Here is a 12,787-nt window from a genome sequence, read left to right as displayed (position 1 = left end):
CGGTCGGGCGGCCCATCGCGTGGTTCCGCCGTGGGCGACGGTCGTCGCCTCCCGTACAGGTGAGGAAGGGCCGTCCGCTCATCCGCCCCGCCCGGACGGGTCAACCGAGCGCGGCCAGGGCGGTGAGCAGGCGCTCCACGTGCTCGTCGGTGCTGCCCAGACCGAGGCTGGCCCGCAGGGCGGTGGGCGGCAGGTCGCGGCGGCCACTGCGCGCGGCGGCCTCGGCGAGCAGCCGGCGGGCCAGCGGGTGGGCGCAGAACAGCCCGTCGCGTAGCCCGATCCGGTGCTCGGTGGCGAGGATGGCGGCCACGTCGGCGGAATCCCGGCCGGCGACCACGAAGGACACGATGCCGACGCGGTCGGCCGTGGGGCCGAAGGTCCGCAGCTCCACGAGGTGCGGCAGCGCTTCGATCCCGGTGCGCAACCGGGTCAGCAGCGCCTGCTCCCGGACGTGCAGGGCGGCGCGGTCCGTGGTGGTGAGCGCGGCACAGACCGCCGCCAGGGCCACCGCGCCGAGCAGGTTCGGCGTCCCGGCCTCGTGCCGGCCGGGGCCGGTCGTCCAGCGCACGTCGTGGGTCGCCGTCCCGACGTACCGGGTGGCCCCGCCGCCGGCCAGGTACGGCGGTGCGGCGTCCAGCCAGTCCGCCCGCCCGACGAGCACGCCGGCGCCGAACGGGGCGTACAGCTTGTGTCCGGACGCGGCGAGGTAGTCCACGTCGAGCGCGGCCAGGTCGACGGGGGCGTGCGGGGCCAGTTGGGCGGCGTCCAGCACCACGCGGGCGCCGTGCCGGTGGGCCACCCGGGTGAGCTCCGCGACCGGCCAGCACTCCCCCGTGACATTGCTCGCGCCGGTCACCGCGACCAGGATCGGCGTGCTGCTGTCGGTCCCCCGGCGCAGTTCACGCAGGGCGGCGGCGAGCGCGCGGACCGCCGCGTGCGGCGAGTCGGGTACCGGTAGCCGGAGGGTCCCGGCCGGCCAGGGCAGCAGGTTCGCGTGGTGTTCGCCGGCGAACGTGACGACCTTGGTGTCGGCGGGAAGCGCGTGGGCGAGCAGGTTGAGCGCGTCCGTGGTGTTCCGGGTGAAGATGACGTGATCGTCGGGGCGGACGGCGAAGAAGTCACCCACGGTCTGCCGGGCCTGTTCGTACGCCAGGGTGCAGCGCCGGGAGAGCGCGCCGGCGCCCCGGTGCACGCTGGCGTACCAGGGCAGCAGCTCGGCCACCGCGTCGGCGGCGGCACGGGCGCAGGGCGCGGAGGCGGCGTAGTCGAGGTTGATCTCACCGGGCACCCCGAGCACCTGGAGCGCCTGGTACGGCGGTCGTGGCACCGGACGGGACCCGACACGGACGGGCGAGGGTACGAGGGCAGTGGTCATGCCAGACCTCCGGCATCCAGGGACCCCGGAACGGCAGGGGACGGGGCCCGCGCTTGCCCAGCACCTGGTCGGGCTGGGCCCGGTCATCACCCGGGGCACCCCACCGCGAACCTCGACGAGGGTTGCCGGCCAGCAAGCCGGGGCTTGTCGCTGGCACTCATGACCTGGGCCGGAGCATAGCCGCAGGACGTGGCCCGGCCAACCCGGGGAGGTGAACTTAACCGGCCGGCGGGACGAGCGACCGCCGTCCCGACAACCATTGGCCGGAAAGGCGAGCAGCCCCGCCGTTGCCGGCGGGGCTGCTCGACTTTCTCTCCGTGTCGGTGTCGGGGATCACACGGTCGGGGCGGCGTTCTTCTCGGTCGGCTCGTCGGCTGCCGCAGCGGCCTCGGTTTCGGCGACGATGCGGCGTTCCTCGTCCCGGTTGGCCCGGTACTGGCGGACGGAGTACGCCAGGGCGGCGGCCCAGACGGCGTAGATGACGGCGTAGAAGGCGTAGCGGACCCCGTCGGACGCGTCGATCCAGTCGCTGCGCAGCAGGGTACGGGTGTTGGTCAGGATGATGACCCCGCCGACGGCCGAGCCGAGCACGCGCGGCGGGATGTGCCGGACCAGCCAGGCCGCGATCGGCGCGGCGATGGTGCCGCCGATCAGCAGCACGGCGACCCAGGCGAAGTTCACGCCCTCGGAACCGATACCGACGATGAATCCGACGCTCGCCGCGACGGCGACGAGGAACTCGCTGGTGTCGATCGAGCCGATGGTCTTGCGCGGCTCCAGTCGACCGCTGGCCAGGATCGCCGGGGTGCCGACCGGCCCCCAGCCGCCGCCACCGGTGGCGTCGACGAAGCCGGCCACCGTGCCCAGCGGGGCGAGGAAACGCTTGCGCAGCGGCTTACCGAGGTTGCCCTTGGGCAGGCCCACCGCGGTGAACCGGATCAGGATGTAGAGCCCCAGCGTGAGCAGGATGATCGACATCAACGGCGCGGCGGTCTCGGTCGACAGGTTCGACAGGAAGGTAGCCCCGGCGAACGCACCGACCGCGCCGGGGATACCGATCTTCCAGACGACCTTCCAGTCGACGTTCCCGAACCGCCAGTGGGAGGCGCCGGAGACGAGGGTGGTGCCGATCTCGGCGAGGTGGACGGTCGCCGACGCCGCCGCGGGGTTGGTGCCGATGGCCAGCAGCAGGGTCGTCGACGTGACCCCGTACGCCATGCCGAGACTGCCGTCGACGAGTTGGGCACCCAGGCCAACCAGGGCGAGGAGGATGAGTTTTCGCATGTCTACCGCCAGTCGTGAAGGGGTGGCAGGTCGACCGGACCTTGTTGTCCGCCGAGTCAACCGGTCAGGGGTGGTGTGGTCGGCCGCCCCCGCGACCGCCGTGCCCACGGCCGGTCACGACGTGGGCGGGCAGGTGGCTACGCCTCGGGACGCGAGCTGCGCAGGAAGTGCTCCTCGCACGGTGCTCGGCGCACCGCGCGGCACGCGTCGACGTCCGCATCGCGTAGCTCCTCCGCGTGCCGATCGGGGCCAGAACGAGTGGACGTGGCGACCCACGCGACCCCTTGTTCTCCCACATTCCCCACTAGTTCGATGGAGAATACGATGTTTGCCGGCCCCGCGACAACCCCCGTCCCCTCGGACACTCGACACGTCCGGTCACGCCGCCGGCCGGACCGACGGATGTGGCTGCGGCGGACTCCCCGGCACACCGCTCCGGGACGGTGCGCGAGACTCTCCTGATGCTCGGTGGTTGCCGCCCTACCGCTGGCCGGTGACGAGGAACTGCATCTGGTGCTCGTGGTTCGGGGCGACCCCGAACCGCCGGTCCAGTTCGTAGATCGACGTCAGCGGGGTGACCGTCACCTGGGTCAGTCCGGCCGTTTCGAGGACCGCGACGGTCTGGTCGATGGACTGCGCGGTGGCCAGCGGCAGGACGGCCTGAACCTGCGGGTCGTAGTGGTCGGTGAAGTTCTCCGAGGCATTCTCCAGGCCGTCGGGGAACCAGGTGCTGTCGACCACCGCGATCGTGCCGCCCGGACGCAGCAGACGGACCCAGTTGGCCACGGCGACCTCCGGCTCGCGCAGGGTCCACATCAGGTACCGGCTGGTGACCGCGTCGAAGCTGCCGGGCGGGAAGTCCGGGTGGACGGCGTCACCACGCCGGATCACAGGACCGTTCGGCATGCTGGCGGCGTGCTGGCGGGCCCGGTCCAGCATGCCCTCGGCGAGGTCGATGCCGGTGACACGGTGACCGAGGCCGGCCAGGACCATGGCGACCTGTCCGCTGCCGGTGCCGACGTCGAGGACGTCCGACGGCGCGGGTGGCAGAGCGCCCTTCCAAACCTCCGACCAGGCCTGCTGGTCGACCGCGAGGCGGTCGGAGCGTTGCTGGTACTCGTCGTAGCTCGGCGCGCGGCCGGTCCAGTAGGCGTTGATACGGTCCTGCGCCGTCACGCGGCACTCCCCTCGTCGTCGGTCTCCCCGACCGGTCGGAACAGCAGGTGGATGGCACCGTCGAGTTCCAGGCGCCGGATCCCGATGCCGTAGACGGGCTCGAGGAGCGCCGGATCCAGCACCTCGTCGGCGGTGCCGGCGGCGACGACCCCGCCCCCGCCCAGCAGCACCAGGTCGTCGCAGTAGCGGGCGGCGAGGTTGAGGTCGTGCAGCACGACGATCGAGCAGGTGTCCAGGGTGCGGACCAGGTGGAGGATCTCGTGCTGGTAGCGGATGTCGAGGTGGTTGGTCGGCTCGTCGAGCAGCAGGTGGGTGGCCTGCTGGGCGAGTGCGCGGGCGATCAGCACCCGCTGGCGCTCACCTCCGGAGAGCTGGCCGAACGACCGGGGACCGAGGTGGGCGGCGCCGACCCGGGTCAGGCAGCGGGCGGCGATCTCGTAGTCGGCGCGGCCGGTGCGCTGGAAGGTCGACAGGTGCGGTCCCCGGCCCAGCAGCACCAGCTCGGCCACGGTGAGCGCCGTCTCGCCCCCGGTCTCCTGCACGACCACGGCCAGCCGACGTGCGGCTTCCCGGGGCGCCAGGGCGGCCAGTTCGTCGCCGTCGACCACGACCTGTCCGGTCCTGCTGCGCAGCGCGCCGTAGAGCAGGCGCAGCAGAGTGGTCTTGCCGCTTCCGTTCGGGCCGATCAATCCGAGGACCCGGCCCGGCTGCGCCGTCACGCTGACCCTGTCGATCACGGCGTTCGCCCCGTAGTGCCAGGTGACGTCGGTTGCCTTGATCACGGAGCGCCCTGGAAGCGCTGCACGATCCGCTCCAGGCCGTCGATGGACAGCGGGGTGGGTGGCTCGGTGAAGTTGAACAGTTGGGTCATGACGTTGCCGTTGCGGACGGCGTTGAGGTTCTGCGCGCCGGGCAGGCCGGTCAGTCCGCGCTCGACCGCCGCGGGGTCGCCGTCGCCGTAGAGCAGGATCAGCACGTCCGGGTTGCGGCCGAGCAGTTCCTCGACGGTGACCTCGAAGACCCGTTCCCGGACGTCGCCGAAGACGTTGCGGAAGCCGGCCGCCTCCAGTTGCGGGTGGGCCATGCTGGCCGTTCCGTAGGCGTACGTGGTGCCGCCGCCGACCGTCGGGTAGAGCACGGCGGCGGTACGCCCGGACGACTGGCCCGCCTTCGCCCGGACGCTGGCCATCCGATCCTTCAGGGCGGTGACCGCGGTGGTGGCCTCGGCCTCACGACCGAACACCTTGCCGTAGGTCTGCATCTGGGAGTAGATGTCGTCGAAGGTCGGTACGGCCGTGCTGCCGGGGCACAGGGCGGGTTCCTCCAGCAGGGGGATGTCCACCGCGGAGAGGGTGTCGCGGGACAGGTTGTCCACCTGGCCGAGCACCAGGTCCGGCTGCTGGCTGATCACCACCTCCTTGGAGATCTGCAGGTGGCCGCTGGTGTCGGTCTTGTCCGTCAGGAGCGGAATCCGATCCAGTTCGGCGAGGGTCGCGGCGTCGTAGTACTCCTTCGGGTACTGCCCGGCCCGGGCGGTCACCCGGTCCATCATTCCGAGGGCGTGCAGGTACGGCACGGCCGCGCTCTTGAGCAGCACAACCCGCTGGGGCGCGGCGTCGAAGGTCACGTCCGCGCCGCAGTTGGTGACGGTGACGGGGTAACCGTCGCCCGCCGCCCTCGGATCGTCACCGCCGCCGCACGCGGCGGCGAGCAGCACGGTGACGGACACGGCGGCGGTGACGGCCAGGCGGACGCCCTGCATCGTTCCTCCTCGACGGATCGGGCGCTCACGCGCCGGTGGCGTACAGACGACGGATCAGGATCACCAGGAACGGCGCACCGAGCAGGGAGGTGATGATCCCGATCGGGATCTCCTGCGGGGCCAGCAGGACCCGGGCGATGACGTCGGCCCAGACCAGGAGGATGGCCCCGAGCAACGCGGCCACCGGTACCACCCGCACGTGCTGGCCACCGACGATCCGGCGGGCCAGGTGGGGGACGACGAGCCCGACGAACCCGATGCTGCCGGCGGCGGAGACCAGCACGCCGACACTGAGCGAGACCACCACGAGCAGGCGCATCCGGAAGCGGTCGGGCGACACCCCCAGGGTCTGCGCGGTCTCGTCACCGATGGCCAGCACGTCGAGGCGCCTTCCGGCGACCGTCAGGTAGAGGATCGCGCCGCCCACCACGACCGCGGTCACCAGGAGCAGGGCGTTCCACCGGGCCAGTCCGAGGGACCCGAGGAGCCAGAACATCACCGATCGGGAGCCCTCGGCGGAGCCCGAGGCGAAGATCAGGAAGCTGGTGGTGGCGTAGAGCGTGTACCCGACCGCGACCCCGGCCAGCAGCAACCGGATCGAGGTCACCCGTCCACCGCTGCGCGCGATCAGGAAGACCAGCAGCGACGCCGCGAGCGCACCGAGGAAGGCGCTGGTGGAGAGGGCGTACTCGCCGAAGCCGGCGCCCGCCCCGAAGAGGATGGCCGCGGCGGCACCGCTGGAGGCCCCGGAGTTGATGCCCAGCAGGTACGGGTCGGCAAGGACGTTCCGTACCATCGCCTGCAACGCCACCCCGCACACCGCCAGCCCGGCGCCGACTAGCATGCCGAGCAGTACCCGGGGTAGCCGGACCTGCCAGACGATCGCCTCCTGCGGCATGGTCCAGGTCACCTCGCCGGGCACGCCGACGAGCTGATGGCCGATGATCCGGGCCACGGTCGTCGGGGCGATCCCGATCGCCCCGGAGCCGACCGCGACCACGCCGGTCAGGACCAGCCCGACCGTCAACGCGACCAACCAGAGCCCGGTACGGCGGCGCTGCGCCGCGACGCCGAGCAGGTCCTGCTGGCCGTTCAGCAGGGCCGTCGCCATCACCGTACCCCCAGAGCGCCTTCATGGTTGTTGCAAATCCTTGGCAAGAAGCTAGCAGCAAGATCGAGCGGGACGGAAGACCGGGAGTCACTGCTCACCCTCGTCGCGGTAGGCGGACGGCCCCCGCCGCCTCCCCGTCCGGCGTTTGTCGGACCGGCCGACGGGTACCCGCGCCGGGCAGGGTGCCCGGGAATCTCCGCGCTGCGCTCGTTGGCGTGGCTCGCGGTGGTCTGCCTGTTCACGTCCGTGACGGAGGTCGTCGTCAGCCGGGGACACCGGCGTCGACTGCGCCGGGCGTTGTCCGACGAGGCGGAGGCGACCACGCCGGGCGCGGGCGAACCGGGACCGTCCGGCCTCTCCCCCTTCTGACGGCCTCGTCCCGGGACGGGGTGGTCGGGTGATCGGCTGCTGCGCCTCCGCGACCGCCGGGAGCGTCGACGCGGCGCCCTGGGCGCCCGGTGACACAATCGGCGGGTGTCCTCAAGGGAGGGTGGTCGCGATGACCGGTGTTGAGTTGATCGTTGCGGCACTGGCCGCCGGCGCGGGTGCGGGCACCAGCGCCGCGGCGGTGGACGCCTATGTCGGACTGCGTGACGCGCTACGGCGTCGACTGGCGGGGCGTGGTCAGGCCGAGCAGATCCTGCACGAGGACGCCGGTTCGACGGTGTGGGAGCAGCGCATCGCCATAGAATTGGCCGACTCCGGGGCCGACCGGGACGAGCTGGTCCTCGCCGCCGCCAACCGTCTCCTCGACCTGGTGGACCCGGACCGCTCCCGGACGGGTGGGCACACGGTGAGTCTGCACGGGGCGCGGGGTGTGCAGGTCGGTGACGGCACCCTGCATGTGGAAACCGCCTACGGACCGACTGCGGCGACCATGACCGGCCCGGTCACTGTCAGCTACGGACAACTGCCGGACCCCCCGTCACGGCCGGAGGCGTAGCGGGGTCGTCCGCCTCCGGCAGCGGTCCCCCCGACCCGCCCGCTCCGGTACGTGTCGCCGCCGCCTACGGTCCCGTGGGCCAGTTCTACGCCCCGGTGACGATCAACACGTCCCGGGTGGTGCGGTGGCCGCACCGCGTCGGGGTGGTTCCTGCGGTGGTCGACGGCTTCCAACAGCGGCAGCACACCGTCGACCTGGAGCGGACCGTCACCGACGGTGGGACAGCGGCGCACACGCAGGTGTTGTGCGGATTGGGCGGGGTGGGCAAGACCCAGCTGGCTGCCGCCTACGCCGACCAGGCATTCGCACGGAGGCAGATCGATCTGCTGGTATGGGTCACCGCCGCCACCCGGCACGGCGTCGTCGCCTCCTACGCCCAGGCCGCCTACGCGGTCCTCGACCATGCTGACCCGGAGACGCGGAAGGCTGCGGCGCAGTTCCTGGCGTGGCTGGCGACGAGCGACCGGCGATGGCTGATCGTGCTCGACGATCTCCAGACCCCGGCCGACCTGAACGGTCTCTGGCCACCCACCACGCGGGCGGGCAAGGTGCTGGTGACCACCCGCCGCCGTGATACCGCACTCGCCGACGGCCGACGCCGGGTCCTCGATCTCGGCGTGTTCACCGCCGACGAGGCGGTCGCCTACCTTCGGCACAAGCTGCCCCACGAGCCCGTCGGCCAACTCCACCAGCTCGCCGCCGGTCTCGGCCACCTTCCGCTGGCGCTGGCTCAGGCCACCGCCTACCTCAGCGACCGGGGACTGGACTGCGCCGGGTACCGGGCTCGCCTGACCGATCGCCGACGGGCTCTCGCTCAGCTGCTGCCCGAGCCCGAGGCGCTGCCCGACGAGCACCGGGCGACGGTCGCCGCGACCTGGTGGCTGTCGATCGTCGCCGCCGACCGGCTCCAGCCGCGAGGACTGGCCCGCCCCCTGTTGGACCTGGCCGCGCTTCTGGACCCCAACGGCATCCCCGTCCACCTCTTCACCAACTCCGCGGTCACCGACCACCTCCGCAGTCTCGACCGCGGCGACGGCGCCGCTCCGGTCGACCGGGACGCCGTCGCCGACGCTCTGCGCAACCTGCACCGCCTCAGTCTCGTCACGCACGGCGGGGACCACATCCGGGTGCACGCCCTCGTCCAGCGGGCCGCCCGCGACCGACTCACCCCGGAACAGCTCGACACCGCCGCCCGCACCGCCGCCGACGCGCTGTTGCAGATCTGGCCGGTCCCGGAACGGGAGTCCTCGACCAGTCACCACATCCTGTACGCGAACACCGCAGCGTTGTACGAGCACCGCCGCCAGGCCTTGCTCGTTCCCCACGGTCACGCGGTGCTGCGTCGCGCGGGCCGCAGTCTCGGCGACACCGGCCATCCCGCCGACGCCATGGGCTTCTTCGTCGATCTGCACACCGACTGCCTGCGGGTGCTCGGTCCGGATCACCCGCACACCCTGGCCACTCTCCACGACGTCGCCCAGTGGCGGGGCGAGGCCGGTGATCCTGCCGGCGCGATGGAGACCTTCCGGCAGGTCCTGGCCGACCGGTCACGAACACTGGGCCCCGACCACCCCGACACCCTGACCACCCGCAACAACCTGGCCTACAGCCAGGGCCGCGCCGGTGACCCCGCCGGCGCGGTCGCGGCCTTCCGGCAGGTCCTGGCCGACCGGTCACGAGTACTGGGCCCCGACCACGCCGACACCCTGATGACCCGCAACAACCTGGCCTACTGGCGGGGGCAGGCCGGCGACCCCGCCGGCGCGGTGGAAGCACTCCAGCAGGTGCTCGCCGACCGGTCACGGGTGCTCGGCCCCGACCATCGCCACACGTTGAGCACCAGCAGCAACCTGGCCTACTGGCGGGGGCGGGCGGGCGACCCCGTCGGCGCGGTGGAAGCGCTTCGCCAGGTCCTGGCGGACTACCTGCGCGTCCTGGGCCCGGACCACCCGCACACCCTGACCACTCGGCGCAACGTGGCCTACTGGCAGGCCGAGTCCGGTGACCGCGCCGGCGCCATCGCGGCGACCGAGCGTGTGCTCGCCGACCAGCTTCGGGTGCTCGGACCCGGCCACCCGGACGCCCTCACCACCCGACGGAACCTCGCCAGGTGGCGGGACGACGGCGCCGGTTGACGACCGGAGCCGGCGGAGGCTCGACGGGCGGCCCGGCAGCCGATGCGGGGCGCCGGCATCCCGGCACCGCCGGACCAGTGGTCCCGGCTCCGGTGCTACGTGGTGAGCATCGAGTGGTTCTGCGCCACGATGGCATCGGTGATCTCGTCGGGCGGCACCGGTCGACCGAAGTACCACCCCTGCCCGTTGTCGCAGCCGGTGGCGGTGAGACGGTGGGCCTGCTCGACGGTCTCGATGCCTTCGGCGGTCACGGTGAGGCCGAGCTTGTGACCCAGCGACACCACGGTGGTGAGGAAGTCGTCGTCGTTGCTGGGGTGGTAGGTCGACGCCTGCCGGAACGCCGGCGCCGACGGGCGGGTCAGGCTGGCGTCGAGCTTGAGACCGTGCAGCGGCAGGGCGCGGAGGTTGGCCAGGTTCGCATAGCCGACACCGAAGTCGTCGATGACGATCCGGACGCCGAGTTTCATCAGCGCGGTCATGGTGTCCATCACGACGCCGCTCAGTTCGATCACGGCCTGCTCGGTGACCTCCAGCTGGAGCAGGCCCGGTGGCAGGCCGGTCCGGTCGAGGACCTGCGCGACCGCGGCGGCCATGCCGTCCTGTTGGAGCTGGCGCACCGACACGTTCACGCTCACATACAGCCCGGGCTGGTTACGCTGCCAACGGCTGGCCTGGCGGCACGCCTGTTCGAGCAGGTGGTTCCCCAGGGGCACGACGAGGCTGGTGCGTTCGGCGAGCTCGATGAACCGCGCGGCGGTCAGGAGACCGAGACGGGGATGGCGCCAGCGGGCAAGTGCCTCCACCCCGGCCAACCGTCCGGACCGGAGATCGGCGATGGGCTGGTAGGCGAGGGTGAACTCGCCCCGCCGTAGGGCCGCCGGCATGGCCGCCGAGAGTCGGTACCGCGCGGCGTCGGAGTTGCTGCGGTCCCGGTCGAACTGCCGCCAGGTCGCCTTCCCGTCGGCCTTGGCCCAGTGCAACGCGATCTCGCTCGCGCGCAGCAGCTTCGCGGCGCTGCCGTCGCGGACCGGTCCCTCGGCGACTCCCACGCTCGCCGTCAGGGGCACCTCGGTGCCGGCGACGTGGAACGGGGCGGCCAGCGCGGCGAGCACCCGGTCAGCGATCTTGGCGGTGTCCTCGGCGCAGGTGGTGCCGACCATCAGGATCGCGAACCGGTCACTGTCCAGGCGGGCCACCAGGTCGATCCGCCGGTCGGTGATCGCGCCGAGCCGGCCGGCGATGTCCCGGAGCAGCAGGTTGCCCACCCGGTGCCCGAGCACGTCGTTGACCGCCGCGAAGTCGTCGATGTCGAGGCAGCAGACGCCGGCCCGGTCGACGGGGTCACCGGCGGCGGAGATCCGCCCCAGGCGTTCGGTGAACAACGTCAGGTTGGGCAGCCCGGTCAACTGGTCGTGGGTGGCGAAGCGGCGGAACCGCGCCTCACTGACCCGCAACGCCTCCTCGGCCCGGGTGTGCGCCGCCAGCGCCGCCAGCCGGACCACGTCCTGGGCCTGCAGGCTGCGGTCGTGCGCGGCCGACGCGAAGCCGATCGCCAGCTCGGCCAGCAGCCCGGTCAGCCGGGCGTCGAGCGCGGGGTCCGGAGGCAGCCGCAGGTCGGCGACCAGCCGCGAGCCGATGATCGCGATCGTCCGACCGAGCGCCTCCGGTGACCCGAAGCCCGCCGCCACGAGGTCGGCGCCGATCCGCTGGCCGGCGCCGGGGTCGACCGGTTCGGTGAGGACACCGGCGACCAGACGGTCCGTCAGTCCGGCGACGATCTCGTGCCGCTCCTCGGCGCTGATCGGCACGTAGTGGGCCCGGTGCAACGCTGCGGCCCACACCCTGGCGAACTCCTCGGCACCCGGACGGTGCCGATCGTCGGCCCCGTGGATGTCGGGCCGATCGTTCACCCGCGGCATCCGACCCCGACGTAGAAACTCATCCGCTCGGGATTCTCCCCGACGTCGCCGGGAGTCTCGGGACGCCACAGCGGTGACCAGACCACACCGGGCTCCACCAGGTCGAGGCCGGAGAAGAAGTCCTCCACCTGGGACCGGGTGCGGGCGGTGACGGGCGTGCTCGTCCGGCCGCTGAGCCGGGTGCCCTCGCCCATCTCGTCCGGACGACTGTCGGTGGTGACATGGCTGATCGCCACGCAACTGCCCGGGGCCAGCGACGTCCACAGTCGCTTGACCAGCCCGTACGGGTCGTCCTCGTCGGGCACGGCGTGCACGACCGACACGAGCAGCAGGCCGACCGGCCGGTCGAGGTCCAACAGCCGGCGCGTCTCCGGGTGGTCGAGGATGGCCTCCGGACGACGCAGGTCCTCGAGCAGCGCGACCGCGTTCGGTTGACCGGCGAGGATCTGGGTGCTGTGCGCCACCGCCACCGGGTCGATGTCCACATAGATCACGCGGGCGTCCGGATCGACCTGCTGGGCGATCTCGTGCACGTTGCCGACCGTCGGGATACCCGATCCGATGTCCAGGAACTGCCGGATCCCCCGGTCGAGCATGAACCGCACCGCCCGGTGCAGGAACTCACGGTTCGCCCGCGCCACCAGGCGGAGGTCCGGCACCGCCGCGAGCGCCTGGCGGGCGAACTCCCGGTCGACCTCGAAGTTGTGCGAACCGCCCAACCAGTAGTCGTAGGCCCGGGCGACGCTCGGCCGACTAAGGTCTACTCCCTCTGGTGCCCACTCCGGCCGTTCCATGGTCGCCCTTCCTCGACGAGACGATGACGTATCCGGTGCCACCGCTACGATGGGAATCTTTCGGTAGATGACCCGCACCGGGATCGCGAACGGTTAATAGTAACGAACCCTTCTCTTCTTCGCGATCACGGCTGCGTCCCGTGCGGGACCGCCGGGCCGGTGGGCGGGGAATGGTGGTGGGGGCGGGGTGGTTGTATCCCCCGTGCGGCTGTGGCCCGCTGCCGGTGAGCGCGGCGGGTGGCCGGGTGGCCCCGGGAATGGGGGCGGCCGGCCGGTCGTTACACCATG

The 12,787-nt window shown here is 72.2% G+C and carries 11 protein-coding genes and 1 riboswitch; of the genes, 3 read left to right on the top strand and 8 right to left on the bottom strand.

The genetic code is table 11. The features are described from left to right. Positions 1-100 precede the first annotated feature (100 nt). From QSK20_RS24000 to QSK20_RS23975, 6 genes are all read right to left on the bottom strand, one after another. Positions 101-1,375 carry an aminotransferase class V-fold PLP-dependent enzyme gene (locus QSK20_RS24000; protein WP_285790868.1) on the bottom strand — a complete coding sequence of 425 codons (1,275 nt, stop codon included), beginning with the start codon at positions 1,373-1,375 and terminating at the stop codon, positions 101-103. A 44-nt stretch (positions 1,376-1,419) separates the two neighbouring features. After that, positions 1,420-1,540: riboswitch (SAM riboswitch) on the bottom strand. A gap of 168 nt (positions 1,541-1,708) precedes the next feature. Then, a complete protein-coding gene (locus QSK20_RS23995; protein WP_285790867.1) occupies positions 1,709-2,659 on the bottom strand; it encodes a sulfite exporter TauE/SafE family protein in 951 nt (316 codons plus the stop codon). 480 nt (positions 2,660-3,139) lie between these two features. Further along, a complete protein-coding gene (locus QSK20_RS23990; protein WP_285790866.1) occupies positions 3,140-3,835 on the bottom strand; it encodes a class I SAM-dependent methyltransferase in 696 nt (231 codons plus the stop codon). Further along, positions 3,832-4,617, bottom strand: a complete 786-nt coding sequence (locus QSK20_RS23985) for an ABC transporter ATP-binding protein (RefSeq protein ID WP_285790865.1) — start codon at positions 4,615-4,617, stop codon at positions 3,832-3,834. The genes QSK20_RS23990 and QSK20_RS23985 overlap by 4 nt, the downstream gene beginning before the upstream one ends. Then, complete coding sequence (locus tag QSK20_RS23980) at positions 4,614-5,597, bottom strand: ABC transporter substrate-binding protein (RefSeq protein ID WP_285790864.1); 984 nt, start codon at positions 5,595-5,597, stop codon at positions 4,614-4,616. Before QSK20_RS23980 ends, QSK20_RS23985 begins: the two co-directional genes overlap by 4 nt. A gap of 25 nt (positions 5,598-5,622) precedes the next feature. Further along, positions 5,623-6,708, bottom strand: coding sequence for a FecCD family ABC transporter permease (locus tag QSK20_RS23975; RefSeq protein ID WP_285790863.1), 1,086 nt, complete (start codon positions 6,706-6,708; stop codon positions 5,623-5,625). A gap of 246 nt (positions 6,709-6,954) precedes the next feature. Between QSK20_RS23975 and QSK20_RS23970 the strand changes: the two genes are divergently transcribed. The 3 genes from QSK20_RS23970 (at position 6,955) to QSK20_RS23960 (ending at position 9,786) form a co-directional block, all read left to right on the top strand. After that, the gene (locus QSK20_RS23970) at positions 6,955-7,077 is read left to right on the top strand and encodes a hypothetical protein (protein WP_285790862.1); all 123 of its coding nucleotides are present in this window, start codon (positions 6,955-6,957) and stop codon (positions 7,075-7,077) included. A gap of 130 nt (positions 7,078-7,207) precedes the next feature. After that, positions 7,208-7,651, top strand: a complete 444-nt coding sequence (locus QSK20_RS23965; RefSeq protein ID WP_285790861.1) for a hypothetical protein — start codon at positions 7,208-7,210, stop codon at positions 7,649-7,651. Between the two features lie 74 nt (positions 7,652-7,725). Then, on the top strand, positions 7,726-9,786 hold the full coding sequence (locus QSK20_RS23960; protein WP_285790860.1) for a tetratricopeptide repeat protein: 2,061 nt from the start codon (positions 7,726-7,728) through the stop codon (positions 9,784-9,786). Between the two features lie 95 nt (positions 9,787-9,881). Here the strand turns inward: QSK20_RS23960 and QSK20_RS23955 are convergent, their stop codons facing one another. Together QSK20_RS23955 and QSK20_RS23950 are read right to left on the bottom strand one after the other, a co-directional pair. Further along, positions 9,882-11,696: a putative bifunctional diguanylate cyclase/phosphodiesterase gene (locus QSK20_RS23955; protein WP_285790859.1), complete on the bottom strand. Its 1,815-nt coding sequence runs from the start codon at positions 11,694-11,696 to the stop codon at positions 9,882-9,884. Further along, positions 11,693-12,499 (bottom strand): SAM-dependent methyltransferase, encoded by an 807-nt coding sequence (locus QSK20_RS23950; RefSeq protein WP_285790858.1) that lies wholly within the window; start codon positions 12,497-12,499, stop codon positions 11,693-11,695. The genes QSK20_RS23955 and QSK20_RS23950 overlap by 4 nt, the downstream gene beginning before the upstream one ends. Positions 12,500-12,787 lie beyond the last annotated feature (288 nt).

The sequence above is a fragment of the Micromonospora sp. NBRC 101691 genome, from assembly GCF_030269285.1.
GTDB lineage: Bacteria > Actinomycetota > Actinomycetes > Mycobacteriales > Micromonosporaceae > Micromonospora > Micromonospora echinospora.
Note: the sequence above shows the minus strand (reverse complement) of the source record. Positions and strands in the feature narration are given on the sequence as shown.

Coding starts and splice junctions, on each gene's coding strand:
- QSK20_RS24000 (WP_285790868.1), bottom strand. CDS start 1,375: ATGACCACTGCCCTCGTACCCTCGCCCGTCCGTGTCGGGTCCCGTCCG.
- QSK20_RS23995 (WP_285790867.1), bottom strand. CDS start 2,659: ATGCGAAAACTCATCCTCCTCGCCCTGGTTGGCCTGGGTGCCCAACTC.
- QSK20_RS23980 (WP_285790864.1), bottom strand. CDS start 5,597: ATGCAGGGCGTCCGCCTGGCCGTCACCGCCGCCGTGTCCGTCACCGTG.
- QSK20_RS23975 (WP_285790863.1), bottom strand. CDS start 6,708: ATGGCGACGGCCCTGCTGAACGGCCAGCAGGACCTGCTCGGCGTCGCG.
- QSK20_RS23965 (WP_285790861.1), top strand. CDS start 7,208: ATGACCGGTGTTGAGTTGATCGTTGCGGCACTGGCCGCCGGCGCGGGT.
- QSK20_RS23950 (WP_285790858.1), bottom strand. CDS start 12,499: ATGGAACGGCCGGAGTGGGCACCAGAGGGAGTAGACCTTAGTCGGCCG.